General features: G+C 51.3%; 13 protein-coding genes and 11 pseudogenes. 10 read left to right on the top strand and 14 right to left on the bottom strand.

The features are described 5' to 3' along the window. Positions 1-9: 9 nt before the first annotated feature. Positions 10-312, bottom strand: a complete 303-nt coding sequence (locus tag JZM30_RS09760; protein ID WP_252318480.1) for an ArsR/SmtB family transcription factor — start codon at positions 310-312, stop codon at positions 10-12. 317 nt (positions 313-629) lie between these two features. On the opposite strand from JZM30_RS09760, the pseudogene JZM30_RS09755 reads away from it, so the two are divergent. After that, positions 630-2051: pseudogene (locus JZM30_RS09755) on the top strand (EmmdR/YeeO family multidrug/toxin efflux MATE transporter). A gap of 116 nt (positions 2052-2167) precedes the next feature. Here the strand turns inward: JZM30_RS09755 and JZM30_RS24725 are convergent. The 3 genes and pseudogenes from JZM30_RS24725 to ompX form a co-directional block, all read right to left on the bottom strand. Beyond that, positions 2168-2635: an MFS transporter gene (locus JZM30_RS24725; protein ID WP_438801487.1), complete on the bottom strand. Its 468-nt coding sequence runs from the start codon at positions 2633-2635 to the stop codon at positions 2168-2170. Next, a complete protein-coding gene (locus tag JZM30_RS24720; RefSeq protein WP_438801486.1) occupies positions 2622-3071 on the bottom strand; it encodes an MFS transporter in 450 nt (149 codons plus the stop codon). The genes JZM30_RS24725 and JZM30_RS24720 overlap by 14 nt, the downstream gene beginning before the upstream one ends. Positions 3072-3489: 418 nt before the next feature. Continuing rightward, positions 3490-4013, bottom strand: a pseudogene (gene ompX, locus JZM30_RS09745) (outer membrane protein OmpX). A gap of 407 nt (positions 4014-4420) precedes the next feature. Between ompX and rhtA the strand changes: the two are divergent. The 5 genes and pseudogenes from rhtA (at position 4421) to glnQ (ending at position 8660) form a co-directional block, all read left to right on the top strand. After that, complete coding sequence (gene rhtA, locus JZM30_RS09740) at positions 4421-5311, top strand: threonine/homoserine exporter RhtA (RefSeq protein WP_252318812.1); 891 nt, start codon at positions 4421-4423, stop codon at positions 5309-5311. A gap of 342 nt (positions 5312-5653) precedes the next feature. Beyond that, positions 5654-6162 (top strand): annotated as a pseudogene (dps, locus tag JZM30_RS09735) (DNA starvation/stationary phase protection protein Dps). Positions 6163-6521: 359 nt separating this feature from the next. Further along, positions 6522-7265: a glutamine ABC transporter substrate-binding protein GlnH gene (glnH, locus tag JZM30_RS09730; protein WP_252318479.1), complete on the top strand. Its 744-nt coding sequence runs from the start codon at positions 6522-6524 to the stop codon at positions 7263-7265. A gap of 26 nt (positions 7266-7291) precedes the next feature. Beyond that, on the top strand, positions 7292-7939 hold the full coding sequence (glnP, locus tag JZM30_RS09725) for a glutamine ABC transporter permease GlnP (RefSeq protein WP_252318478.1): 648 nt from the start codon (positions 7292-7294) through the stop codon (positions 7937-7939). Then, positions 7936-8660: pseudogene (gene glnQ, locus JZM30_RS09720) on the top strand (glutamine ABC transporter ATP-binding protein GlnQ). The gene glnP and the pseudogene glnQ overlap by 4 nt, the downstream one beginning before the upstream one ends. Before the next feature lie 126 nt (positions 8661-8786). Here the strand turns inward: glnQ and JZM30_RS09715 are convergent. The 3 pseudogenes from JZM30_RS09715 to dinG form a co-directional block, all read right to left on the bottom strand. After that, positions 8787-10589, bottom strand: a pseudogene (locus JZM30_RS09715) (M3 family metallopeptidase). A 159-nt stretch (positions 10590-10748) separates the two neighbouring features. Beyond that, positions 10749-11717 (bottom strand): annotated as a pseudogene (ybiB, locus tag JZM30_RS09710) (DNA-binding protein YbiB). Positions 11718-11773: 56 nt separating this feature from the next. Continuing rightward, positions 11774-13873: pseudogene (dinG, locus tag JZM30_RS09705) on the bottom strand (ATP-dependent DNA helicase DinG). Between the two features lie 130 nt (positions 13874-14003). Between dinG and JZM30_RS09700 the strand changes: the two are divergent. The 3 genes from JZM30_RS09700 to JZM30_RS09690 all read left to right on the top strand — a co-directional run bounded on the left by JZM30_RS09700 (position 14004) and on the right by JZM30_RS09690 (position 15732). Beyond that, complete coding sequence (locus JZM30_RS09700) at positions 14004-14843, top strand: helix-turn-helix domain-containing protein (protein ID WP_252318477.1); 840 nt, start codon at positions 14004-14006, stop codon at positions 14841-14843. Positions 14844-14904: 61 nt separating this feature from the next. Further along, positions 14905-15546 (top strand): LysE family translocator, encoded by a 642-nt coding sequence (locus tag JZM30_RS09695; protein WP_252318476.1) that lies wholly within the window; start codon positions 14905-14907, stop codon positions 15544-15546. Between the two features lie 78 nt (positions 15547-15624). Continuing rightward, a complete protein-coding gene (locus tag JZM30_RS09690) occupies positions 15625-15732 on the top strand; it encodes a YohO family small membrane protein (RefSeq protein ID WP_252318475.1) in 108 nt (35 codons plus the stop codon). A 75-nt stretch (positions 15733-15807) separates the two neighbouring features. On the opposite strand, the pseudogene bglX reads toward JZM30_RS09690, so the two are convergent. After that, positions 15808-18141, bottom strand: a pseudogene (gene bglX / locus JZM30_RS09685) (beta-glucosidase BglX). Positions 18142-18385: 244 nt separating this feature from the next. Between bglX and JZM30_RS09680 the strand changes: the two are divergent. After that, positions 18386-18961, top strand: a pseudogene (locus JZM30_RS09680) (glutathione S-transferase family protein); the annotation flags it as partial. A gap of 127 nt (positions 18962-19088) precedes the next feature. Here JZM30_RS09680 and pbpG read toward each other — a convergent pair. From pbpG to mmuP, 6 genes and pseudogenes are all read right to left on the bottom strand, one after another. After that, positions 19089-19983: pseudogene (gene pbpG / locus JZM30_RS09675) on the bottom strand (D-alanyl-D-alanine endopeptidase). A 204-nt stretch (positions 19984-20187) separates the two neighbouring features. After that, complete coding sequence (locus JZM30_RS09670) at positions 20188-21594, bottom strand: flavocytochrome c (RefSeq protein ID WP_252318474.1); 1407 nt, start codon at positions 21592-21594, stop codon at positions 20188-20190. 364 nt (positions 21595-21958) lie between these two features. Beyond that, entirely contained in the window at positions 21959-22273 is a 315-nt protein-coding gene (locus JZM30_RS09665) for a CYTH domain-containing protein (RefSeq protein WP_252318473.1), read from the bottom strand. A gap of 164 nt (positions 22274-22437) precedes the next feature. Next, a complete protein-coding gene (locus tag JZM30_RS09660) occupies positions 22438-23544 on the bottom strand; it encodes a GNAT family N-acetyltransferase (protein WP_252318472.1) in 1107 nt (368 codons plus the stop codon). Beyond that, the gene (gene mmuM, locus JZM30_RS09655) at positions 23525-24478 is read right to left on the bottom strand and encodes a homocysteine S-methyltransferase (protein ID WP_252318811.1); all 954 of its coding nucleotides are present in this window, start codon (positions 24476-24478) and stop codon (positions 23525-23527) included. The genes JZM30_RS09660 and mmuM overlap by 20 nt, the downstream gene beginning before the upstream one ends. Continuing rightward, positions 24468-25902: pseudogene (gene mmuP / locus JZM30_RS09650) on the bottom strand (S-methylmethionine permease). Before mmuP ends, mmuM begins: the two are co-directional and overlap by 11 nt. Between the last annotated feature and the right edge of the window lie 118 nt (positions 25903-26020).

Here is a 26020-nt window from a genome sequence, read left to right as displayed (position 1 = left end):
TCCTCTCTTTCAAGGACAGTAAATGTCTTTGAGCGTCGTGATAATGCGTTCCAGATCGTGGTTAGCAATCGCGTAATAGATGGTGGTGCCTTCGCGCTGGGCGATAACCAACCCTTCAGAACGCATACGCGCTAGATGCTGCGATGTGGCAGAAGGGCTTAAGCCGCAAGCCTGCCCGAGTACGCCAGCGCTCACCTGGTGACGCTCAACCAACATACAAAGAATCAGTAAACGATTGGCATTCGCCATCGCCTTTAACAACAACGCAGCGTCATGGGCACGCCGCTGCAATTCACCCACGGTATCCGGCATCGCTGATTATTTTAGAAAATCCTTAATTAAGTAAATACTAAAATTACAATTAAAACAAATCAAGCGTTTTCTCTGAAAAGTGTGACAAGGGCTGGAGCATCTTTCGGTTGGCTGTTACTCTATTAAAATCGGTCCACTGTTTCAGATTTCTTCAGCACCTGACGTACTGTTGGGGGCGATCATTAGCCAGATCAACGTTTCCAATAATAAAACAAGGCACACTATCGCGACTTTGCGTGATGACACCAGCAGGTAGCGTTATCGCCACGTCGCTGTTGCTCAACCCGGCTTTATTCAGAATAATTTCAAAGCGGTGCATGAAAAACTTCTCTCGATTAGTCAATAGATATCACCAAACGGATTGGTACAAAAAGCGGCACTCAAACCGTGTTCTGCTCTGGCGCGAGATCACACCGCTGGCCGTGCCCATTTTTATTGAGGGGCTATGCGTGGTGCTGATGGGGGTATTCAGCACCTTCCTTGTCAGTTGGTTGGGCAAGGAATCCATGGCCGCCGTGGGTTTGGCCGACAGTTTTAACATGCTCATAATCGCTTTCTTTACTGCTGTCGCACTGGGCACCGCGGTTGTAGTGGCATTCAGTCTGGGCCAACGTAATCGCAAACAGGCCCGTGCGGCAACGCGTCAGTCCATGTCTTTGCTGGTACTGGTCTCCTTTTTGTTGGTGCTGCTGATTGAATTGGCGGGTGAAGCCATTATTAACCTGATCGCCGGTTCAGCGGATCAACATGTTAAAGCGTCGGCGCTGGTGTTTCTGCGACAAACAGGGTGGAGCTACCCGGCAATGGCGATTGCCTTGGTCGAGTGTGGGGCGCTACGCGGGGCCGGTAATACCAAGCTGCCGATGTTCATCAACATCGGTATGAACATCTTGAACATTCTGATCAGTAGTGTGCTGATATACGGGATTTTTTCCTGAGATGGTCTGGGGTTCTATGGCGCAGGTATCGGCACGACGCTGTCACGCTATATCGGTGCGGTGTTTGTCATTCTTACGTTGATGCACGGCTTTAACGGTGCACTGCGCATCCCGTTCAAATCCTATTTTGCGCCTTTCACTTACACGATTCTGTATGAAGTGTTAAGCATCGGTGTTCCTGCTAGCGTGGAATCCGTGATGTTTAATCTGGGCAAACTGATCACACAACGCTTTGTCGCCGGAATGGGCACAGAGGTCATCGCGGGTAATTTTATCGCCTTCTCTATCGCAGCACTGATCAACCTCCCCGGCAATGCCCTCGGGTCGACAGCCACGATCATCGTTGGAACACACTCGGGTAAATGGCAGATTTTTCAGTCGATTCGCCAGTTACAGTATATTTTTGTGCTTTCCAATATCGGCTTATGTATCCTCGCCTTATCATCAATACCTTCGGCCAGTTTCTTGTCATCACTGTATACCAATGAGCCCGAAGTGATCGAGGTTGCCAAACAGTTGCTATGGTTGAACGCGCTATTTACTCCTTTTTGGGCAGCGGCCTGGGTAGTGCCTGCGGGCTTAAAGGGGGCAAAAGACGCCAGTTATACCATGTGGGTAGCCATGGCCAGTATGTGGGGATGCCGCATTGTAGCGGGTTATATCCTCGGTATCTGGCTCGGTTTTGGCGTTATCGGCGTGTGGATGGGCATGTTCTTTGACTGGATCGTGCGCGGCATGTTGTATTATCGCCGTATGGCCAGCGACCGGTGGCTGTGGCGCTACCGACCTCCCACCGCTTAACACACGGTAGATATTATCGGCTTGACACTACAGCGCGCAGAAACCGGAATCGACGCGGAGTGCCTGAGGATTAGAGCACTGCCAGAGCCAAAATGGCAAGTAAGGCAGCGCTTACATTAGCGCCCGCGCGTTCTGTCAGTGCTTGATGGCCGAAAGCGAAATGCCATCACAATAAGCACGACAACGCCCCATGCCATGATCGTCCAGGCTTGCTCCAACCCTTCAGTGTGCTGTCGAATGACACCTGCTAGTGTCGGCGTCACGCTTGCGAGGATATAGCCTCCGCCTTGAACAAATCCCATCAATCGACCTGTTTCTTGCACATTGGTTGCGTGATCGAGTGCAACAATTAGAGAAAGTGGAAACAGCGCCCCGATACCAATTCCGAGCAGAATCATCGCGACAAAAGCCAGGGACAGCGGTGCCATCAACAGCAGTATCATGCCTGACAGCAGTAACACCAGTATTGGCACCAGCAGCATACGTCGATCGGGAAGGCGGGAAATCAATGCGGAAACGGCCAGCCCTGCACACACCTCGGTCAGCGTTAATCCCCCCAGCAAAAAGCCACTATTGCGCGGCACTCCACCCTAACTGCATGTAATAGGGTGGCAGCCAGGCGCGCACCAGCGTATAAGCCCCCGTCCCTATCCCAAAGAACAGCATCAAGGTCCAATGTTGCAAACCGTGCGGCGCGGGATGATAAATCGCATTCTGCTCATGATCCTCACGCGACGACGGCGCTTTGTACCAGACCAGCAGAACGATAAATGCCACGATCCCCCAACATGCCAACGCGCCAGACCAGCCAGCGATACCCGACAACGGTGAGGCCGTCGCCGCAGCAACGGCTGCCCCAGCCATAATCCCCGTAGTATAAAGTCCCATCAACAGACTGCTGCGCTGGAGAAAGAAGCGCTTGATAAACGACGGTACCAATGCCTGAATCAGCGCAATGCCTATACCGCCAAGCGCAGCACTCACCAACAACCCAATGCGCGTATCCCAAGGAAAGCGCACAAATCACCATTGCCAGAATGGGCAATGTGGTTAACAGGCCAGCCTGGCTGTCGTCCAGGCCAGTTGCCTGCTGAATTTGTTCAAGCAATGGGCCCACCACGGCTAGAATCGGGCGCAGGTTTATTCCGAGCAGGAGAATGGCGATAAAGAGAAATTGGCGTGAGTGCCTGTGGGAAACGGGCATAAAATGATCCTGTGATGGCTATCTTAGAGCTGAGGGTTGTGTCATAAAAAACGCAGACTGGTGCTTACTTTCTCAGCGCGTATTCTTGCATAAACTATCTTAACGTCAAGATAATAATAGTCTATCCCCACACTACCGGTTCACGCCACAGACAAAAAAAATCCGCCATGACGGCGTATTTTTATATGGCATCGTATTGCAGTTCAGAATCGATTTTCTGACCGCACAACACCCTTAGAAGCGGTAGCCTACGCCAACCGCAACCGCCCAGGTGCCAACATCGACGCTACGGATACGGCTTTGCTCATAACCAACATCCAGGGCAACGTCCTGAATCTGGTTGAATTGCAAACCTGTGCCGTAGGTGAAACCATAGTCATCGTTATGGTTATTGTCGGTACCGTCTGCCGCATTGTAAGTGTATTTACCGTGGCTCAGGCCAATATCACGCCATAGGCGCTTGCCCAATCATTGATACGGTAAGCCGGACCCGCAGTAAAGCCCATGTATTGGCCTTTATTGTAGTAACCGTCGTTGGACTGGCTGTCTTCCAGATAGGTGAAGGAGCTGATTACGCCAACCTGGCTGTCATCAAACTCATAGCGGTATTTAAGGTTAAAACCCCTCGCTTTGTTCACCACGCCCTGGGCATCACCCTGAGCATATCCGGCGGATACGGTACTTTGGCCGGCGAATGCGGAACCTGCGCTTACTGCAAATACGCAAGCCAGTGCGGAAAGACACGCAAATTTTTTCATATACTGCCTCGAATTCATCTTATGAAAGAAGTTTAAGCATACTTAATATAACAAAAAAACCTGATGTGCTGCGCATTAAATATTTATCAAACCGCTTATAGATGTAACAAACATTTTCAGTAAACACGTAACAGCATGATTTATAATCACTAAAAAATGCTGGCCATGAAACTAAAATTAATTCCCACCTGACAGTAAAATACAGACAAATCTTAATGTTGCGTTCAGTTAATATACAGGCCGCAATTCATCCCACACCGTAAATAAATATATCGTAAATAAAATTCAATTAAAGTAAGCGTAGTGCCGACAAATCATTTACACTGATTAGTGTGGAAAAAACATAATTTATGGACGTCATTTCTCACACCATCATGACTTCTTCCCTGTTTATCAAGGCCCAAAGGATGACCTTATCTGCTTTGCGCGGCTCGACGCTGTTGCCTGTTCTTCTTATCGTGATTGCGATGCTTTCCATCCAAAGTGGGGCTGCTTTAGCGAAAAACCTGTTTCCGCTGATAGGGGCTCCCGGCGTTACAGCGTTGCGCCTTGGGCTTGGAGCTCTGATTTTATGCATTGTTTTTAAACCGTGGCGCATGCGTATTCAGGGGAATCGATTACCGCTGCTGCTATACGGCCTGACCCTCGGTGGCATGAACTTTTTGTTTTATCTCTCTATTCGAACTGTTCCACTGGGTGTAGCGGTCGCGCTTGAATTTACCGGCCCGCTGGCCGTGGCCATATTTTCGTCGCGTAGGGCGCTTGATTTCCTTTGGATTCTTTTGGCACTAACTGGTATGTGGTTTCTATTACCGCTGGTACCGCTGGATAACGACATTGCCAACGTCGATATGCAAGGCGCGCTCTGCGCCATCGGCGCAGGTGCCTGCTGGGCGTTATATATCGTGTTCGGAAAAAGCGCAGGCGCTAACCATGGCCCGGCGACAGTGGCGATTGGCTCATTGGTTGCGGCCGTGGTGTTTTGCCCCCTGGGGGCTTATTTTGCAGATACTTCATTTCTCTCCCCTGCCATTCTGCCGCTTGGTATCGCCATCGCGATCCTCTCCACGGCACTGCCCTACTCGCTGGAAATGATGGCACTGACCCGTCTCCCCGCCAAAACCTTCAGCACGTTGATGAGCATGGAACCCGCCATTGCAGCCCTATCCGGGATTCTGTTTCTCGGTGAGCACCTGTTGCTGACGCAATGGGTAGCGCTGTTTTGTATCATCGCAGCTTCCCTCAGTGCTACGCTCACAGCAAAACGAACACGCATCACTGATAGCGCCCAAAGCTGACACGCACTCCCTTCAGAATTCAATCGCGTTTCTTCTCTTGCTGGCGGCAGAATGCGGCAAGAGAAGGCCCCTTTCAGATATATTTCATCGCAAATGACAGTGACGCCAGAATAGGCACAAGTTATTATTAAGAGCTAAATAATTCTCATTCATTATCGTTATTTGCTATAATAATAACGTGGGATTTCTACAATAAAATCAGTCAAAAAGACATAAACCTGCATAGTGCATGGGCAATTTCTATAATAGGTATTACCTTGTTATTGCCTGCTTCGAATTCTGCTATAGTTATTTCCATTGAGCAGTCAGATTATTATTTCATTTGTCAGGAGGAGATACCTTATGGCTACGGCTAAATTGGTAAAAGCAGCAGCATCCGACCTCATCTATACGCGCAATAATCTGGATGAGCACGTTAAAACATCTACCATCAAACTGTTGGACAAGTTAGTTGTCGATTTAATCGATTTGTCATTGATCACCAAGCAAGCCCACTGGAACATGCGCGGTGCCAATTTCATCGCCATTCACGAAATGCTGGATGGCTTTCGTACCGCACTGACCGACCATCTGGATACGTTGGCAGAGCGCATAGTACAACTGGGTGGCGTCGCACTGGGTACACAGTGCAGGCCATTAATAAAGAAACCTCGCTGAAAAGCTACCCGACCAATATCCACAGTGTACAGGATCATCTGAAAGCACTGGCGGAGCGTTACAGCGTCGTCGCAAACGAAGTGCGCAGTGCTATTGCGAAAACAGAAGATGAAGACAGTGCTGATATGTTAACGGCAGCTTCTCGCGATCTGGATAAATTCCTGTGGTTTATCGAAGCCAACATCGCAGAATAACCGTGGCATTCTATAAATAAATAGCGCCAGGCCATCGTCGACATCGCGTTGCCATGTCCTATCTATTCCATCAGAGTTTATCTATCCTGCCATTCATACATTTTTCCTCTTAAAATTCGTACAAAAAGTTAGCTTTTATCCCTTCAAACACAATCAACGGTTGTGTCTCGCAGCATAATCAGTTATTCATAGCGGCGTCCCGTGCCGGAGGCGACGTTTGCGTGCATTGGCGACACTGAATAAAAACAAGGAGTCATAAAATATAACCATCTGTTTATACAGCTTTTTCCTTGAATACTATTATTAGTAGTGCCTGCTTGAAACAGGCTTCCCACAAACGGCTAATTAGGAAGGATCGGATGAAATCACTACTTAAGGCCTCATTGGCAGCGCTGGCGCTGACCATGAGCGTTTCCAGCTACGCGGCGGACAAGCCTCTCATCGTTGCTACAGACACAGCGTTTGTTCCCTTCGAGTTCAAGCAAGGCGATAAATATGTCGGCTTTGACATCGATCTCTGGGACGCTATCGCTAAAGAGTTGAAACTGGAATACACCCTGAAACCGATGGATTTCGCAGGTATCATTCCTGCACTGCAAACCCGCAACGTTGACTTGGCGCTGGCCGGGATCACCATTACGGAAGAACGTAAACGTGCCGTAGATTTTTCTGAGGGTTATTACAATAGCGGCTTGCTGGTCATGGTAAAATCAGATAACACCAGCATTCAGGGTGAACAGGATCTGGCGGGCAAAGTAGTGGCAGTGAAAAGTGGTGCCGGTTCAGTTGACTACGCCAAGGCCAATATCAAGACCAAAGAACTGCGCCAGTTCCCAAATATTGACAATGCTTACATGGAGTTAGGTGTCGGTCGTGCCGATGCGGTACTGCATGATACGCCGAATATCCTGTACTTCATCAAAACAGCAGGCAACGGTCAGTTTAAAGCGGTGGGTGATTCCATCAAGGCACAGCAATACGGTGTCGCCTTCCCGAAAGGCAGCGAACTGCGTGAAAAAGTGAATGCTGCATTGCAAACGCTGCGTGACAACGGCACCTATGCTGAAATTTATAAAAAATGGTTCGACACTGAACCGAAATAATTGCCGTATCAGTCTGGAGAACGTTCATGCAGTTTGATTGGAGTGCCATCTGGCCTTCTCTGCTCCTTCTGTTAGAAGGGGCAAAAATGACCGTGCTGGGTCTGCTGGGTGGCTTGGTTATCGGTGTCGTCGCGGGCTTTGCCCGCGTCTACGGGAGTTGGATTTCCAACAAGATCGCGTTGGTGTTTATTGAAATCATCCGCGGTACACCGATTGTTGTACAAGTCATGTTTATTTACTTCGCCTTGCCGATGATCCTGACGTCGGTGCGTATCGATCCCTTCGCTGCTGCGGTAGTCACTATCATGATCAACTCAGGTGCCTATATCGCGGAAATTACGCGCGGATCGGTATTGTCGATTCACAAAGGGTTTCGTGAGGCGGGTTTGGCACTGTGGTTATCAAAACGCGATACACTACGCCATGTGATTGCACCGTTGGCGTTGCGCCGGATGTTACCGCCATTAGGCAACCAATGGATCATCAGTATCAAAGATACCTCGCTGTTCATCGTTATCGGCGTGGCGGAACTGACGCGTTCCGGGCAAGAAATCATTGCAGGCAATTTTCGCGCACTGGAAATCTGGAGTGCGGTTGCGGTGATTTACCTTGTCATTACCTTGGTACTGAGTTTCATTTTGCGTCAGCTGGAAAGAAAACTTAAGATTATATGATTGAATTCAAGAACGTTTCTAAACACTTTGGTCAGACAAAGGTGTTGCATGACATCAATCTGAATATCAACCAGGGTGAAGTGGTGGTGATTATCGGCCCCCTCAGGCTCCGGTAAATCCACGCTGCTGCGCTGTATCAATAAGCTGTAAGAAATTACCAGCGGTGAGCTGATTGTCGACGGTCTGAAAGTGAACGATCCTAAAGTTGATGAGCGTCTTACTCCGCCAGGAAGCGGGTATGGTGTTTCAACAATTTTATCTTTTCCCGCATCTGACCGCGCTGGAAAACGTAGCATTTGGTCCAATTCGCGTACGCGGAGCCAGCAAAGCGGAAGCCGAGAAGTTGGCACTGGAACTGTTGGCGAAAGTGGGTCTTTCTGAACGTGCGAATCACTTTCCGTCCGAACTTTCTGGTGGACAGCAGCAGCGCGTAGCAATTGCACGTGCACTCGCTGTCAAACCCAAACCGATGCTGTTTGATGAGCCAACCTCGGCACTCGATCCAGAATTACGTCACGAAGTACTGACAGTAATGAAAGATCTTGCGGACGAAGGCATGACCATGGTCATCGTTACGCACGAAGTGGGATTCGCTCATAAAGTCGCTTCACGGTTGATTTTCATTGATAAAGGCCGTATCGCCCAAGATGACGACCCTGAAGAGCTGATCACCAATCCTCCCAGTGAGCGGTTGCGTGAGTTCTTGCAGCATGTCTCCTGATACTGTCGCAAGAGTGCATTAAAGAAGGGGAGCACCTTACTGGGCTCCCCTTCTCTTTGTCACCGCCCCTTGCGTTGCCCACCGAAATCACCACGCGTCGGCCAGACACGCACCCGGTTTAGAGACTTACGCTGTATACGGGTATTCGCGTTCAATGAACGCCGCAAACGCCTCACACATCGCACTATCGCCATCCCGATTGTCTGCCAATATACGAGTACCATCGACAATACGAATGTGGGCATTCAAATCGGCATCAGCCACAGGTTGCGGATGCTGGGCAGCATGCTGGATAGCCGCTTGTGCCTGCTGCCACGCCTGCTCAACAGGCCTCGGCCAGATATGCCGGATTGAACCCTTCGCCTGTCAAACTGCGCAGCGTGTCATCATGGCTGACGCTGTTGCCAGGACGCCAGTAATGCAGAGCCAGATCCGGGCCAATGGCTGGGTTATCCGTAAGATAGCCATATCGCTTAAGAAAGAAATGCCGCGTCTGCTCTACCGCCATCAGCGCCAGCAGATAACCTTGGTAGGAACAGGCTGATTCCATTGATAAAAGATGCGGGATGGCAATGGTAGGACGTGGGCTACCGCCAATGCCTAAAATACGCTGCTCAATGTCACGTGCCAGTTGTGTAATCGCTGCTGGCGTGCGTGCATCTTCATCCATGCTGTAAAGCTGCCATTCAAAGTAAGGCACCAGCAAAATGTGGCGCTCGTTAAAGGCACGCATTGGTTGACGCACAGCGATATCAGCTTTGATCAAGGCATCAGAGAGGACTTCGCCCTGGCGATTCTTAGCATAGCGCTTTAACCAGTCAGCGTCGTGCAGCAGGCTGTCGCAAAACATGGATTGCGTTTCCGCATATGCCATCGATGTAGGCGGGAATTCCTGCGAGAAGCAAGGTGCATTCTGACGAATATTGGCAAAATGCGCCGCATGACCACCTCCATGAAACAGGGTATTGATACCCGTAGCACCGCTGCCCACTTGATCAGGTTTAGCCAAACTGGTGAAATTGATTTTTGCTGGCAACCACTGCCCTTCCTGAACCGGACAGTGCATAAAGCCATTTTCATACTTGCCTTTGCGCACCAGCAAGTCCAGTTGCATCTATGCACCGTTGAACCCGATGTGCAGTCGCTTAAAGCTATTAATCCAGCGTTCTAACGAGGCCGAGAAAGGAAAGTAGGGATCCAGTTGGCGGGTGACGTCTCCTGCACTGGCATAACGAATATTCCACGGTTGCAGCGCATTATCCCCTTTCTCGCTCGCCAGTGCGGCCAGACTGCGTGCATTCGCATCGCGCGTTTGCTCTTCAAAACGGTCCAGGATGGCAAACAACTGCTCAGGGGTCATCCGCTCCGTTTTATTCACTTTATAGTCAAAATAATTGCGATACCCCATCTGCCGGGCAAAACGGTTACGCAGGGTAATCAGCTCAGGGAAACCATTGTGTAATAACCACTGCTCCACATCGCGCAGGGCCTGTTGCGAACTTTGGCAATAAGATTCATTGTCGTTGGTCGCCTGATTGGTGAGCAGTTCCCCCAAGGATGCAGCGACTTTGACGCCATCGGCATTCAGGTGAGTCACCTCATAGCTTTTTCGCCGCGTATAAAGCGCACTTTCCGCAGCGATAATCTCATCCATCAGCGCTTGTGCCCGTGGATCTTCAATCACATTACAATCAAAAAAACGATACCACCCCTGCAAGCCATGAAGTAACGCGCCTGCCTGGGAGTCCTGTCCCGGGTTCGGCAAAGACTCAAGGGTAGCGATATAAGCGCGCAATTCTTTCAAACGTTCAGGCGCAGCGATAAAGCGCCAATGCCCATATAGTGTTGCCAAAAACACGCTTCTTTCTCTTGATGCACGGCGAGATAGTCGCGATTCAAGGCATTAAAGTAATCCAAAGCCTGTTGCATAAGCATCCTTTTTAACATTGACCCCAGCGTCGATCAAAACGTCTGTCAGTAAACATCAAGCCACCTTGCTGCTCTCACTTACCACAGAAGTCAGGCTTAACAAGGCGTTCTTAATCCTACCTTTTGAAATGATGACGTCAGATTTTACGTGCGGGCATTTTAGCCAAACCGTTTGCTAATGGTCGCCACCGCTTGTTCCATGGTAGGAGACATACCGCCAGCAACCAAACAGCAAGCAAGTTGCAAACGCAGGGCATAAGGTACTGCAATTTCCCCCGCCAGGCACTGCGCTGTCCAACGCGCAGTCGTCGCTACATCCCGGGCAATCGGCAACTTATCCGGTGCTACAACAATATCCTGACGCTGTTGTAGCACTACGCTGTGTTGCCCCCGAATAAACTGAATTTCAGGACATCGCTGCGGATTCGCATAGACCTCACCTTCCATGCCGTGCATCAGCAACGCTCTGGTATCGATATCAAGGAAAAACTGATTAAGCCGAGTGACGTATTCCGGATGGGAGACGCTGGTCAAACGCAATGCCTCTTGCTTGCCAAACGGCGTCAACAATTTAGCCAGCGTATGACTGCTATTGCGCACGCCCATGAGCTAGCGCAGTTGCAACTGTTTATCCAAGGCAGGGCTCAGGACTGAAATCGGAATAAATACCGGGAACCCGTCATCAATCAATGACTGCGCCACCTTGGCGCTGCTCGCACTTTTCACCCCGAGCGCTTGCAAAATTTCCGCGCTGGTTACCCGCGCCTGGTCATTTTCAACGCCGTGAACCACCACTAGAAAGCCCAATTTAACCAGCAATAACGCCAGCAACGGCGTCAGATTGGGCTGGCGCCGCGCACCGTTGTAGCTGGGGATGACAATAGGCATCTGGCGCCCCGCAGGCACGTGCAAGCGCAATACCTGCTCGCTGGCAGCCTGATAGAAACCGCGCAGCTCTGCTTCACCTTCCCCTTTGATTCGCAAGGCAATCAATACACCGCCCAGTTCCAGATCGGGCACATCACCTTGCAGCATATGACGATATAGCGAGTAGGCAGCGTCCTGATCCAAATCACGTGCGTGATTTTTCCACAGCCCGATCTCTTTGATGATGGTGGTAAAGTCCATGCGTTCTCCCGCGAAAAAGACGATCGATCTCTTTCTGCAAAAATAGCATGTTTATATCAGGCTGGCACATCACGTTGTTCAATGGGGAATACCGGCAACGCCGCCAACAGTTGCGCACCGTATCCCTTGGTCAGCAAGCGTCTGTCATAGATAACGATTTCACCAAAACAGGTGTGGCTTCGAATCAAACGCCCAACCTGCTGGATCAGGTTAAATGAAACGGCAGGCAGGCTTTGCACCACAAAGGGATGGCGTTTCTGACTTTTTAACCACTCCCCTTCGGCCAGGATCACCGGGCTGTCAATCGGAGGAAAGGCAATCTTATGAATATGCACTTGCGACAGCAGTTCACTTTTCAAATCCAGCCCTTCGGCAAAAGATTGCAAACCAACCAGTACGCTGACGTCGCCCGCCTCCACGCGTTGTCGGTGCAACGCAATCAGGCGCGAACGCGGCTGATCCCCTTGTACCAGCGGCATTAAGCGCAAATCGGTGACCTGTGAGAGAAACTGCTGCATCGCTCTTTGGCTGGCGAACAACACCAGAATCCCTTTGTGCCCCTGCTGGGACAATGATTGGCGGAAAAAACGCGCCATTTCGGCAATATGTGGCACTTCATTTTCCAGCAAGGGTTCACAGTGCATTTTTGGGATCACCAGCTTGCCCTGCTGACAGTGGTTGAAAGGCGAATCCAGCGTGATAAAACGATCCCCCCTCTTCTTCATCCAGGCCAGAGAGTTCTTTCAGCCGCTGGTAACTGTTCAGGGAGCGTAAGGTCGCGGAGGTCAGAACCACGTGCGAAACATTGCGCCACAGCAGTCGGTCGAGCTGGTCACAGACGCGTATTCCCGCACAGTGCAACGATAGCCGCCACTGCCCTTCGCGATATTCCCTATGCAGCCATTTAGATACCGGTGCGTTGGATACTTTCTCCAGCGCGGCCAAATGCCAGAGTTGCGTTTTACTCTCCAGATAACCCATGGCGCGGCTCATACGCAAAAGCGCCTGATGAACCCGCACCACATCGTGCTTGCCGGTTTTCTCCCCGAGATCGTGAGACAGGTATTCGGTTAAGCCGCGCAGGCCATCCGTTAGCTTATGCAGGCGGACACACACCTGCCGCATCTCTTCCGGCATAACCCCCATCGGGAAGCGATATTCGCTTTCTTGCCCTTCCCCATGGAGAAACAGCTCACTCATGGCAACAAATGCGGCGTTCTGCTCTATCATCTCCTCAATATGTGCCGTCAACCGTTCAGGGTTAGTCAGACGCGGCGGCGATTTTGGCGGGAACTGCGCCATACAGGTTGCCACCAGCTGGATCACACTGTCCATCTGCGCTTTAACATACGCCGGGGTAATGCCCCCCGCCATTTCCAGCGAATCGCGCGCCACATCCGGCACGTGATGCCCTTCATCCAGCACCAACAGCAGATCTTTCGCGGCAGGCAACACCGAATCGCTTTCCATCGCCGCCATCACCAAGGCGTGATTGCTCACCACAACTTCTGTATTTTCAATCTCACGACGGGCGATAAAGAATGGACAGTCACGGTAATAGTGACAATTTTTACCCAGACAGTTGGCTTTATTGGTACTTACCTTACGCCACAAAGCATCGTCGATCGTCAGGCTGTAATGGTCGCGCATCCCGTCCCATTCATACCCTTGAAACGCTTTCGCCATCTTGAGACACGCCCCGCGCTCTTCTTTGCTGACTGGCTCCAGTTCATCACTGAGAAATGCCAGAAATCCCCTTGCGCGGTCTCGGAGGTCAACGCCGCCAGATTGCGCTGGCAGAGATAACGCGCCCGGCCAAAAGCGGCGGTGAAGGTGAGCTCAGGGATGAATTTTTTCAGCAGCGGCTGGTCTTTGGTGACAATCTGATCCTGCAACGCGATGTTGGCGGTGCTGATCACCAGCGTCTTGCTCTCTGCGCGCGCAATCGCAATGCCGGGAATCAGGTAGGACAAGGTTTTACCCACACTGGTGGGTGCCTCAATAACCGCGTGACGCGGGTACTCACCCGCCAGGATTTTCGCCACTTCTGCGATCATCTGTCGCTGTGGAGTCCGGGAGATAAAATCAGGAATATGTTGTTGCAGCGCCTTATACCACTGGTCGATTTGCTGCTTGATTGTGGGAGTAAGCGCCATGCCATCTCAATGTCTGTCCAATTCTGCGACTATTGTCCCACAGACAGCGACAAACGTCAGCCGCCATTCCCCTAGACAAACCTGCATGCAGCCAGTAGGGTAAAGTAAATCGTGATAAAGAGTCTTTTCCATGTCTGCGGTGTACCGCGTCAAACAAACATATTGGTTTTCTCCGCGCCAGCCTCAGGTTGAATGCCGTTCGACCTGGTGTAGCAGTCAGGGGTATAAAACCCATTCGCACACCCAGCTCTCCCTCGGCCTGGTCGTGGCGGGCAGCATCGTCTGCAACTATCGAGGAGCAGAACATCTGTTGCGCGCCGGTGATATGGTGTTGATCGACCCGCATGTGCCGCACAGCTGTACCCCACTGCCCGGACAGACGCGCAGCTATCATATGTTTTACCTCGACGCGGCTTGGTGCCGGGCGCTTTTGGCCGAACAGTACGGGCAGCCGGTAGCCGCGATCCATTGCCACCCCGTGCGTGTGCAAGATCACGCCCTGTTTAGCGATGGAGTGCAACTGCTCAACAGCCTCTATCGCCACGATATAACCAGCGCGACACCACAGTTGAACACGCTGGTGTCCAGGCTGTTGTCGCGTTACTGCTCTGCACAACAGCCACTCGCAGAGCAATCCACCACGCGCTATATGCGCCAGCGCCTACTCAGCAATTTGCAAACATCGCCGTCGCTGACCACGCTGGCACAGGAGCTGCACCTGCGCCGAGAAACGCTGGTACGACATTTCCGTGAAGATACCGGCATCACGCCCATGACTTTCCTTAATAATGCGCGTATTGAATATGCCAAAACACTGATTAAGCAAGGCGTACCGCTGGCCGATGCCGGATACCAAAGCGGCTTTAGCGATCAAAGTCATTTTCACAAAATCTTTGTGCTGCACACGGCGGCGACACCGGGGCAATATCAGCAAGCGAGTGGATCTCCGTCTGCCACGATCACTGTTTGACAATCATTAGCTCAACAAGCTCACTAGACTTGGCCTCGTTTATTTCGTTGAGGTCACTGTTATGGTTATTAATACCCTGTTTCCTACCCATTTCCCCGCGCTCGCCTTAGCACATTTTGTCGCCTTGCTCAGCCCCGACCCTGACTTCTTCTTGCTAGCGGCCTACGCGTTGCGCCACCGCCTGCGCGGCAGTATCGGAATTTGTATCGGCATCGCGCTGGGCAACGGCTGCTATATCCTGCTGGCCATTATGGGCGGTGCGGCCATTCAGCAAATGCCACAGATTTTTGTTTTGCTGCAACTCGCTGGGGCGCTGTACCTGCTGTGGATAGGTTCACAGCTCGTGCGCAGTTCGGCACGAACCACCGCGCTAACTGTCACAGAGACGCAGCGCGTGCCTTCACTGGTACATCAGTTGCTGCTCGGTCTGGGTTCTTCATTGCTTAACCCCAAAAATATGCTGTTTTATATCAGCCAGATGGCCAGTATTCTTGGCCCACCCGTCACGCTGACACAACAAGCCGTCAGCGGCGGGTGGATGTTCAGTGTGGTATTACTGTGGGATATCGCATTAGCAGCGACGATAGGTCAACAACGGATACAAGAGACGTTGCAACGCTACCTTTATCTGATTGAACGCGGCGCAGGCGCTATATTGATGCTGTTTGGCGGTTATCTGTTGCTGGGTTTATGGCTGGGCTGACACTGTTAATCGTGTAGGCCGCTTGTTTCATACGCGATAGGCTTTATAATTTATGGCGATTAACAAAAGGATAACTTTATGAACCTCGGCAAACTCGCCATGATCGGCGTGTTCTCATTGATGACGTTAGGCGGGATTAGCGGTCTGATGCTGGTCGGCTATATCATTCTGGTTCACGGCGGTTGATACCACCGCGCCAGCGATGCCGTTAGTGAAGGCGATCCCCGGTATAGGCCGAGGATCGTTAGTACGCGACGGATGTCAGAGCAACGTAAGGCCCTGTTTTTTCACACGTTGTGAATCCAGACCAATAAATACCTCAAACTTGCCAGGTTCGACAACCTGCTGCATTTGCGCATTTTAGAACTTCAGGTCATCTTCAGAGATAGTAAAGCTGATAACGCGGCTTTCACCCGGTTGCAGCATCACTTTCTCATAGCCACGCAGTTCCTTGACCGGACGACTGATAGACGCGACGACATCGTGCAGGTACAGCTGCACTACGGTTTCGCCTGCCCGCTTGCCGATGTTGGTGACCGTTACGCTCGCTTTCACGCTGCCGTTACGTTTCATCAGCGGACTGGACATGCTCACATCCGACACGCTGAAGGTGGTATAACTCAAGCCGTAGCCAAACGGATACAGTGGGCCATTGGCTTCGTCATAGTAATGCGAGGTGTACTTGCCGGGATTTTCCGGCGTATATGGACGGCCAGTTGGCAAATGGTTGTAATAAATTGGGATTTGCCCAACGGAACGCGGGAAGTACATCGGCAACTTGCCTGACGGGTTATAACCACCAAACAGCACATCGGCGATCGCATTGCCCCCCTTCCGTACCGCTAAACCAGGTTTCCAGCAGCGCATCCGCTTGCTAATCTTCGCGCACCAGCGCCAGTGGGCGACCGTTCATCAACACCAGCACCAACGGCTTGCCGGTAGCTTTGAGCGCGGCGATAAGATCGCGCTGGCTCTGCGGTAAATCAATGTTGGAACGGCTGGAAGCCCCATGGGCCATACCGACTGCTTCACCGACGACCGCAACTACCACATCAGATTTCTTCGCCACCGCCACCGCTTCATCAATCATCTCTTGCGGCGAACGCGGGTCAACCTGTACCGCATCTTCGTATTGATTCAGGAAATCGACAATGCCTTTGTGATTACTGACATTAGCGCCTTTGGCATAAAATACCGTCACGTCATTACCCACCGCAGTGCAAATACCGCGATACACGGTCACCGTTTGGCGCGCTAATCCGGCCGCAGACCAACTGCCCATGGTATCTCGCTTGCTGTCCGCCAACGGCCCCACCACCGCAATCACACCCGATTTTTTTAGCGGCAGAATGTTGAGGCGGTTTTTCAGCAACACCAGGCTGCGTTTGGCAACATCACGCGCCTCGGCACGGTGTAAGCGGCTTTCCGCATTGGTATCCACCGGATCGCTGCTGGCAGCGCCAAGCATACGGTAAGGATCGGCAAACAGTCCCATGCCATACTTCACGTTCAGCACCTGGCGGCAAGCCTCATCCAGTTCTTGCATGGTGATAGCACCGCTTTTCACCAACTCAGGCAGGTACTTCACAAAGTACTCATCGCTCATGCTCATCGCGATGCCAGATTTCAGAGCAATGCGCGACGCGTCACGTGGATCGCTCGCTACACCGTGTTTCATCAGTTCTTTAATCGCACCGTGATCGGTGATGGTAATCCCTTGAAATTTCCACTGATCGCGCAGTAAATCTTTCAACAACCAGCGATTTGCCGTTGCAGGCACACCATTGATGGAGTTCAGAGCGACCATCACACCGCCACTGCCGGCATCAATTGCCGCTTTATAGGGCGGCAAATAATCCTGAAACATACGCTGGGGACTCATGTCCACGGTGTTGTAATCGCGTCCGCCTTCCACCGCACCATAGAGGGCAAAATGTTTGACGCTGGTCATCAGTGAATGTCTGTCGGTCGGTGCTTCGCCTTGAAACGCTTTCACCACCACGCGCGCAATTTGGCTGGTCAGCCAGGTGTCTTCCCCAAAGCCTTCCGATACCCGTCCCCAGCGAGGATCGCGGGTGATATCGACCATTGGCGCCAAGGTCATGTTTAGCCCATCTTCGGTGGCTTCATAAGCGGAGACGCGTGCGCTTTTTTGCAATGTTGTTCATGTCCCAGGAAGAGGCTAACCCCAGCGCAATCGGGAAAATGGTTCGATGACCATGCACCACATCGTAGGCAAAAAACAGCGGAATTTTCAGGCGACTCAGTTCCATCACCTGATCCTGCATCGCTCGAATGTCCTGACGCGTTACCGTGTTGAAAATCGCGCCCACCTGCCCGTCTCTGATCATCTCGCGGATCACGTGTTTCGGGTTATCAGTTACCACACTGATCAGGCGTAACTGCCCAATTTTTTTCGTCGGTGGTCATTTTACGCAGAAGATCGGAGACAAAGGCATCACGCTGCGCCTGATGGGCCGCATTACTTCGTGCTGCATTGCTTTGTGCCGCAACAGGTACAGTGTTGGTCAGTTGCGCCCCGGCCGGAGAGCAGGCCAGGCCAATCGCAATCGTCAAAGAGGTAAGCAATTTCATTCGTTATTCTAGCCCAAGCATGCCGCACTCCACGTCATCGGGGAGCGCCTGTGAGGTTTGAAAATGACGTCAGTAACGTCGTCAAACGCGTAATCATAATGTATTTGTTCTGATTGTCTTTAGTAAAAACTGAAAGAATTACGCAATCCTGCGCCATCTCTCATCTGCCGCGTGTCATTAGGCACATTTCATGATACTCCTACTGATATTTCGCACCGCTAAACTACCTGGAGCCTCACTAACGATGTATCAACTGCATATCGCCAATAAAAACTATTCCTCCTGGTCGCTGCGCCCCTGGGTATTGATGACCGAACTCGATATTCCTTTTACCGAACAGCTGACGCCGTTTAGCGCAGGTGCAGTACAAACCGCCTTCAAAGCCTTTTCTCCAACGGCAAAAGTGCCATGTCTGGTTGATGATAATCAGGTGGTGTGGGATTAGCTGGCGATCATTGAATATCTGGCTGAACGCCATCGCGGCGTGTGGCCCGAAGAGAATGCGACTCGTACCTGGGCCCGTTGTGCGTCAGCAGAAATGCACTCGTGGTTTACCGCGTTGCGCAACCAGTGTGCAATGAGCTGTGGTGTACGCGTAGCGATACCGGAACTGTCAGCGGCATTGCACTATGAGTTAGCCCGCCTTGATGTACTCTGGACAGAAGGCCTTACGCGTTTTGGCGGGCCGTTTTTAGCAGGAAATACCTTCAGCGCCGTGGATGCCTTTTTAGCGCCGGTGGTATTTCGCATTCAAACGTATAATTTACCGGTTTCATCAGCCGTGAATGGCTACTGCCAACACCTGATAGGGCAACCCGCGAGGAACTGAACCCCGACGGAAAAGGTGTCCGTCAGGGGTTGCTACAAAGCGGCGGCGTTAAAACCCGTTATTCAATATCTGTTGTAACCAGTGCCACTTGACCCGGTGCACGTGAGACTAGCGCTTTTTACTTTTTATAGCTTAACGCGGCATCCGGTACTGCGGTTATTTGTCCGGTTTCCATCCAGCGGCGCAGACGGTTGGCATCTGCAAAGTGGGTATATTTACCGAATGCGTCCAGTACGACCAGCGCTACCGGTTTCTGATTGATCACGGTACGCATTACCAGACAATGGCCCGCCTGATTAGTAAACCCGGTTTTGGTCAACTGAATATTCCAGTCATTTTTGTAGACCAGATGATTGGTATTGCGAAACGGCAGGCTATAGCCCGGGTTGGTAAAGGTGGCGGTTTTCTCCTGCGTGATGCTCAACTGGCTCAGCAGCGGATATTGCTTGCTGGCAATCAGCAATTTGACCAGATCGCGCGCGGTAGAGACGTTGTTAATCGACAGCCCCGTCGGTTCCACATAGCGGGTTTGCGTCATACCCAATGCTTTGGCCTTGGCGTTCATCGCGGCGATAAACGCCTGATAGCCTCCCGGATAGTGATGTGCCAGACTGGCAGCGGCGCGGTTTTCGGAGGACATCAGTGCCAGCAGCAGCATGTCACGGCGGCTGATCTGACTGTTCAGGCGAACGCGAGAATAAACCCCCCTTCATTTCCGGCGTGTGGCTGATATCAACCGAGATCACTTCATCCAACGGCAAATTCGCATCAAGCACCACCAGCGCCGTCATCAGTTTGGTGACAGAGGCGATAGGCACCACCACATCCGAATTAGCGGAATAAAGCACTTTATTATAACGCAGATCGACCACCATCGCACTGCCTGAGGCGATCCCCTGATGTGTACTGTCAATAGCTGGCGCAGCCGTTTTCGCCAATACGGAGGGGGTGAATGTCATAGGTGCGGACAGCAGCAGCAATGCAAGCAGAGAAAACTTATGTTTTTTAATCATTATTCAACGTCTTAAATAAATAACGGTTACGGTATTGGTAACAACCAGGGCATTATAAGTTAGCGCTCGCCGCCACACACTGCACAGAAGAAAAAGCTTTTGTGACAAAGTTTAACAGCGAGTATTCTTCCTGCTTAGGCGCTGAACGCAACAACGCACAATAACGCCTGTGAACTACGTCACAGGCGCTGCGTTTGGTGATGCTTATTTACCGGCTTTAATTTCTTTTACGGCTTCATCAGCCCCGATACGGCCAAAGGTCACGATATCCGCCAGTGAGTTACCGACCAGGCGATGTGCACCGTGTACCCCACCCGCCGCAAACAGGTTCGGTACCACCTTGCCTTGGTTATCGATTACCTGCGCTTTGGTGTTGATGGCGATACCGCCCATGGTGTGGTGGATGCCCGGTGTCACTTCAATGGCATAATATTTCCCGGTATCCAACGCTTGCTTAAAGCTTTCACGGCCAAATTCAGTGTCTTTCTTCGCTTTCGCATAGCCAGTATAGGCCGCGAGCGTGGCAGACAACTGTTTGGGATCCATCCCGATGGCTGTGGCAAGTGCCTCAACAGAATCACCTTCGAACACCAGTTTCTGTTTAAAATAGGTGTCAATGGTTTTATTCTGTTTAACCAGAGCGTCATTAAATATCATGTAAGCATGAGCATTGGGTTGCTTTAAAATGTTTTGCGAAACCACGTCACGTGTCAGCAATTCATTAATAAAACGCTTCCCTTCTTCATTGACCAAAATAGCACCATCGCCGCGAACCCCTTCCGTGATCAAAATGCCTTTTCCAGGAACGGTGGTTGGGTGAATCTGGATATATTCCACATCCACCAGTTTGGCGTTAATACTCTCCGCCATTTTAACCCCTTCACCCAACGAGCCTGGCGCATTCGTCGTTTTAAAACCAACCAGTTTGGGATCGTAGTGTTTAATCATGTCAAAGTTGGCGCCAAATCCACCGGCAGTGATCATTACCTTCTTGGCATCAATAGTGTAAACGTTCCCCTCTTTGCCTTTAGCTTTAATTCCAGTTACTTCACCTTTATCATTTTTGATAATTTCCGTCGCGGAAGTACGTGTACGCAAATCGATATTAAGCGCTTTAACTTTCTTGATCAGCGCCGTAGCAATAAAACTGCCAGCAGGCTCTCCGCCCACGGGCCGGTGAATTCGGTCGACACTGGCACCACCCTCTCGCGACACATCAGCCAGTTCAGCGCCATTGATTTTCAAAAATTCAATGGAGTATTTCGCCTGCTCTGAAAGGATACGTACCAATTCATGGTTATTAATGTTCCGCCCTCCTTTCATCGTATCTTTAAAGAACAACTCAGGATTATCCTCAATTCCCTTGGCTTTTTGGTAAGGTGTTCCTGCTGCGTTTAAACCGCCCTCAGCTCGCGCAGTATTTCCCCTGGCAAACGGCATTTTTTCCAGCAGGATAACTTTTACACCCTGGTTATGTGCCTCAATGGCCGCAGACATGCCTGCACCACCCGCGCCGATGATCACCAGATCGGTAGACTCGGGCGTCTCACTTTGCGCCATGGAAGAAAAAGCTAGTGCCAGCGCACTGAATAACAGCACCTTTTTTTTCATAATTCGGTTCCTTTATTCTGTTATTTTGCAGGATGAAGCAAACACGATTGATTTTTTACTTACAAAAGCCGGTGATATAATATTTACTGCCTGCCACTCTTACCACTGATATCTCAAAAATCAACTCGCCCCAGAACATCCTTATACAAAGCGTTAAAGTTTTCACAACATAATTCACACCGCGCGGCCCCATCATGGATTTTAATCATGGTGTACAACGTGCAACGACGATGCTTATTCAGATACTACGCTGATAACAGAATAATTATTTTAACTCGATCATAGAATGATAAATCCTTTTACCAATTCTATGCATCGAGTTTAATCCAGGTTGACACCGTCAAAAACCCAATAATTGACGATATTAGCGAGGCTCTTTATTTTCCATATCCATATCCATATCCATATCCAGCTCCGGCAGCGCAGCCTCGCAACGCCTTTCCTCTGAATCTTTAACAATCCATAATTTAATTCCAGAAGGCGACATAGACCGTAACACCATGCTCATATTTCTTTTATGTAGCGAGGCAAGCGGGTCATCGTAATAAATATCATATTCATTATTCTCAAACACGAAAGCTTCTGGATGAAGACTTAATAAAGTGCCACGAAACTCGCTAATATCCTTAATCTTGAATTTTAGCTCGATCTCATATTTCCCCAAAAAGTGTGTCGTCATGACTCATCTCCACGTCCGGTGAACGGCGAGGCCGCCTGCGCTGCCAAGAGTCTTCATGGCATTGCTTACGGCTGTCCCTTTGGATAAAACACAGCCTGCATATCCGCTACTATGTCAAACCTACCACAGATAATAGACTTCATCACATAGTCTGCCAGCATGTTTCACTTTCCGAGCGATAAACACATCACAGTGACAATTTCTCCCGCCACCGAACGCTGCTCCAGCGGTTGCCACCCCATTCGGGCATAGAGCGCCTGTTTGTCGGGCGTATACAAATACAGCATCTTGATACCCTGCTGCTGACAGCGCGCCACGCAGGCATTGACCAGCGCAGTGGCCAACCCCTTTCCACGCTGCGACGGGGCGATGACCACTTCCCCCAGCCAGTATTCTCGTTCTGGGCACTCTTCCAGTTCATTGCGAATGATACTGGCGGTAGCAACCGCATGATCATCGTGAGTAAATATACCCAACGAGCGCACGATCGGTCGCCACGTCGCGCTGGCGTAGCGCGGACTCAATGGCTGGCATACTCGACCACCGGGGAAACGCCGACCATTCGGCGAAGAGCAATGCGGCAACACCAGCAATGCGCGCGGGGTTATCATGCAGATCGTGGATGTCCATAAACACGCTACCAACGGCCAGAGAAAATCTGACCTTATCGCGATACCACGCGCAGAGGCAAGTGTTAGGGGGGACTCGCTGGCAGCGGTATTAACAATAAATACCGACAAATAGCCTAAATGGTGCATAAACTCGCGCAAAATCAACAAACGGGCCGTGAATGCGTTGTCCAGCGGAATGGTTTCCCAACTGGCGGGGCGGCCGAGCATCACCTGTTCGAAACGCTTAAACAGTCGCTCGATATCGTTCTGCTCAATATGCCAGCCGTGAGCATTGGCGGACACGCCGGTAGCGTCGGCCAATGACGCCAGAGCCGGATCGCACAGATAAAGAGGATGTTGCAAATCCACCTGGTGGCGAATGCGTGTGACCTCATCCTCTACGGTCATGGTTGCCCGCTCCATTTCGTCTGGCGTCGGGGGCAAATGGCGAAAAAAAGTCGCGGCGGTTTTCTCATACCCTAATGCCAGCCGCAGCGCTTCGGCATCCGGCGACGACACGACAACGGTTTGCTCCGCTGCGATATCCAGAAAGGTGATAGGTAAGGTGAGTCCCAGAGTGTCACACAGTTGGAGATAAGCACGGCGAGCGTCTTCAGTCTGGTTGGTCATGATGTCTGCCTCAATAATGATGCGACTCATGCTTGCACGCATGAGAAATAGCGGCAATATCCTGCGGTGTGGTACGACAGCACCCACCGATCAGGCGCGCGCCCGCGGCTCTCCAGGTGGACAAATGCTCAGTCAACGAACACGCCTGTTCCCCGGTTGAGCTCCAGCGCTTAGCATTCGCATCATAATGCGCGCCAGAATTAGGATAGACAACCAGCGGCAACGCCGTCAGTGAGGATAAATGTGCTAACGCCGCCGCCGCACTTTCCAATGCGACACAGTTTATGCCCATCGCCACGACTTGCGGGTGGTTATCCAACAGCGCTACTACGTCACGCAGCGGCGTGCCATCGCTGATGTGCTGCTCATCACGCAGCGTAAACGAGAACCAGGCAGTGATAGTAGGAAACTCACGCAGCAACTGTAACAGAGCGGCCATCTCCGGTAACGAGAGCTGGGTTTCGCCCGCTAGCACGTCAACGCCCGCGTCAACCAACGCCGCAATACGCGGCCGATGGAATACCATCATCTCCGCCTGTGGCAGATGATAATCGCCACGATACTCAGCCCCATTCGCCAGAAAAGCGCCATACGGCCCTATCGACCCCGCCACTAAGAGTGCGCCCGCATCGGGATGCGCCACGCAATAATCTTCACAGGCACGTACCGCCAGCTCAACGCTGCGCGCGATCAGTGCCAATGCGTCTGCTTCGCTCAGCCCGCGCGCCGCAAAACTCTGCGGCGTTGCCTGATAGCTGGCGGTGATGGCGCATTGCGCCCCGGCAGCAAAATAATCGTAATGCACCTGATAAATTAACCCTGGCGCTTCCATCAACACTTTCGCCGACCAGAGCGGATCGCACAAATCACAACCGCGCGCCTCCAGTTCGGTAGCCAGCGCACCATCCAGGATCACCACGGGTGACTGCTCCAGCAGCGCGGCAAGGGGATTCTCAGGTAACATCATTCAATTCCTCAGGTAATTGGCGTGTCTGTTGCCTCTGCGTGAAATAATACGCGTCATAGCACACGACAACAAAAGGCAATCCGCACCACAAGGCAATACGCTGTGCTGGATCGAATGCCAGCCCGATACAGTCTAGCAGGCAAAGTAAAAAACCAGCGATGGGGGTAAAAGGAAACCAAGGTGCGCGGTAATTAAGCTCCGACAATGAACGCCCGTAACGCAGATGGTGACGACGAAAGGCAATATGAGACGCACAAATACTGAGCCACACAGCAACCACGGTAAACCCGGAGATGGCCGAAAGTGCCACATACACCGTATCGGGAGCAACGATACTTGAAGCCAGCGCCAACAACCCGCCCAACATGCTGACTGAGATCGCTATCAGCGGAATGCCGCGTCGCGTAAGGCGAGAAAAGCAGGCAGGCAGCGTCTTCTCATTTGAAAGCGACCACAGCATACGCCCCGAGGCATAAAGTCCGGAATTAGCCGCAGATAAGATCGCCGTCAGAATGACAAAGTTAAAAATATCCGCAGCATAGGGAATCCCGATGCGCTCAAATACCTGTACAAACGGGCTTTTGACAATCCCCGCCTCTTCCATCGGAATCAATGCCGCCAGCACCAGCACGGTGCCAACAAAAAACACAATCAAGCGCACAACGGTGGTACGAATCGCCAGCGGCACCACTTTAATGCGGGTTCTCCGTCTCACCAGCAGCAATACCGATCAACTCGGTGCCGGAAAAAGCAAAATTAACCGCAACCATGGTCATCAGAATAGGCAAGCCACCGAAGGGGAACCACCCGTGTACGGTGAGGTTGGTGAACAGCGGCGCAGGCGTGCCATCTTCGAGTGGAATGATGCCGATCATCGCCCCTGCCACGAGGATAATAAAGGCCAGAATGGTAATCACTTTAATCACGGAGAACCAGAACTCGCCCTCGGCAAAAAAACGCGCCGAAATCACATTCAGGACAAAAATCAAAACGCAAAACACCAGACACCACACCCAGACAAGGACGGTTGGAAACCAGTATTGCATGCAAAAACCAGCTGCTGTCAGGCTCGAACCTAATGCCACTATCCAGGTCAACCAATAGAGCCAGGCAACGGTGTAGCCAGTTGCCGGGCTGAGGTAGCGTGATGCATAAACGTGAAACGCTCCGGTTTCCGGCATCGCCACCGACAATTCCCCCAATGACAGCATCACCAGATACACCACTACCGCACCAATCTGATAGGCCAACAGCGTGCCCGCAGCACCCGTGGTGGAAATAATATAGCCGGTATTAAAAAACAGCCCAGTGCCAATAACGCCGCCCAATGAAAGCATGATCAGACGGCGCGCCTTCATTGCACGTTTAAAGGTACCTGATTGCGCTGGGATTTCCGGAGTGGGTATTCTGAGCTGCTGCATGCGCCCCCTTATACGTATAGACGTCCACACTTCCAAAATGGTCGTGTTATACCGCTCCGTCAAGAGGAAAGCAATTGAATATCCGTAAAGTGATTGAGATAGGGAGAAAAAACCAACA

Source organism: Candidatus Symbiopectobacterium endolongispinus (assembly GCF_018777385.1).
In the GTDB taxonomy this organism is placed as follows: domain Bacteria; phylum Pseudomonadota; class Gammaproteobacteria; order Enterobacterales; family Enterobacteriaceae; genus Symbiopectobacterium; species Symbiopectobacterium endolongispinus.
The sequence above is the reverse complement of the archived record's forward strand: the minus strand, read 5'-3'. Positions and strand labels throughout refer to the sequence as shown.

Bases quoted from the DNA above. Each gene is read 5' to 3' on its own strand.
- JZM30_RS09760 (WP_252318480.1), bottom strand. From the start codon at position 312: ATGCCGGATACCGTGGGTGAATTGCAGCGGCGTGCCCATGACGCTGCG.
- rhtA (WP_252318812.1), top strand. From the start codon at position 4,421: ATGACCTTATCTGCTTTGCGCGGCTCGACGCTGTTGCCTGTTCTTCTT.
- glnH (WP_252318479.1), top strand. From the start codon at position 6,522: ATGAAATCACTACTTAAGGCCTCATTGGCAGCGCTGGCGCTGACCATG.
- glnP (WP_252318478.1), top strand. From the start codon at position 7,292: ATGCAGTTTGATTGGAGTGCCATCTGGCCTTCTCTGCTCCTTCTGTTA.
- JZM30_RS09700 (WP_252318477.1), top strand. From the start codon at position 14,004: ATGTCTGCGGTGTACCGCGTCAAACAAACATATTGGTTTTCTCCGCGC.
- JZM30_RS09695 (WP_252318476.1), top strand. From the start codon at position 14,905: ATGGTTATTAATACCCTGTTTCCTACCCATTTCCCCGCGCTCGCCTTA.
- JZM30_RS09690 (WP_252318475.1), top strand. From the start codon at position 15,625: ATGAACCTCGGCAAACTCGCCATGATCGGCGTGTTCTCATTGATGACG.
- JZM30_RS09670 (WP_252318474.1), bottom strand. From the start codon at position 21,594: ATGAAAAAAAAGGTGCTGTTATTCAGTGCGCTGGCACTAGCTTTTTCT.
- JZM30_RS09665 (WP_252318473.1), bottom strand. From the start codon at position 22,273: ATGACGACACACTTTTTGGGGAAATATGAGATCGAGCTAAAATTCAAG.
- JZM30_RS09660 (WP_252318472.1), bottom strand. From the start codon at position 23,544: ATGAGTCGCATCATTATTGAGGCAGACATCATGACCAACCAGACTGAA.
- mmuM (WP_252318811.1), bottom strand. From the start codon at position 24,478: ATGTTACCTGAGAATCCCCTTGCCGCGCTGCTGGAGCAGTCACCCGTG.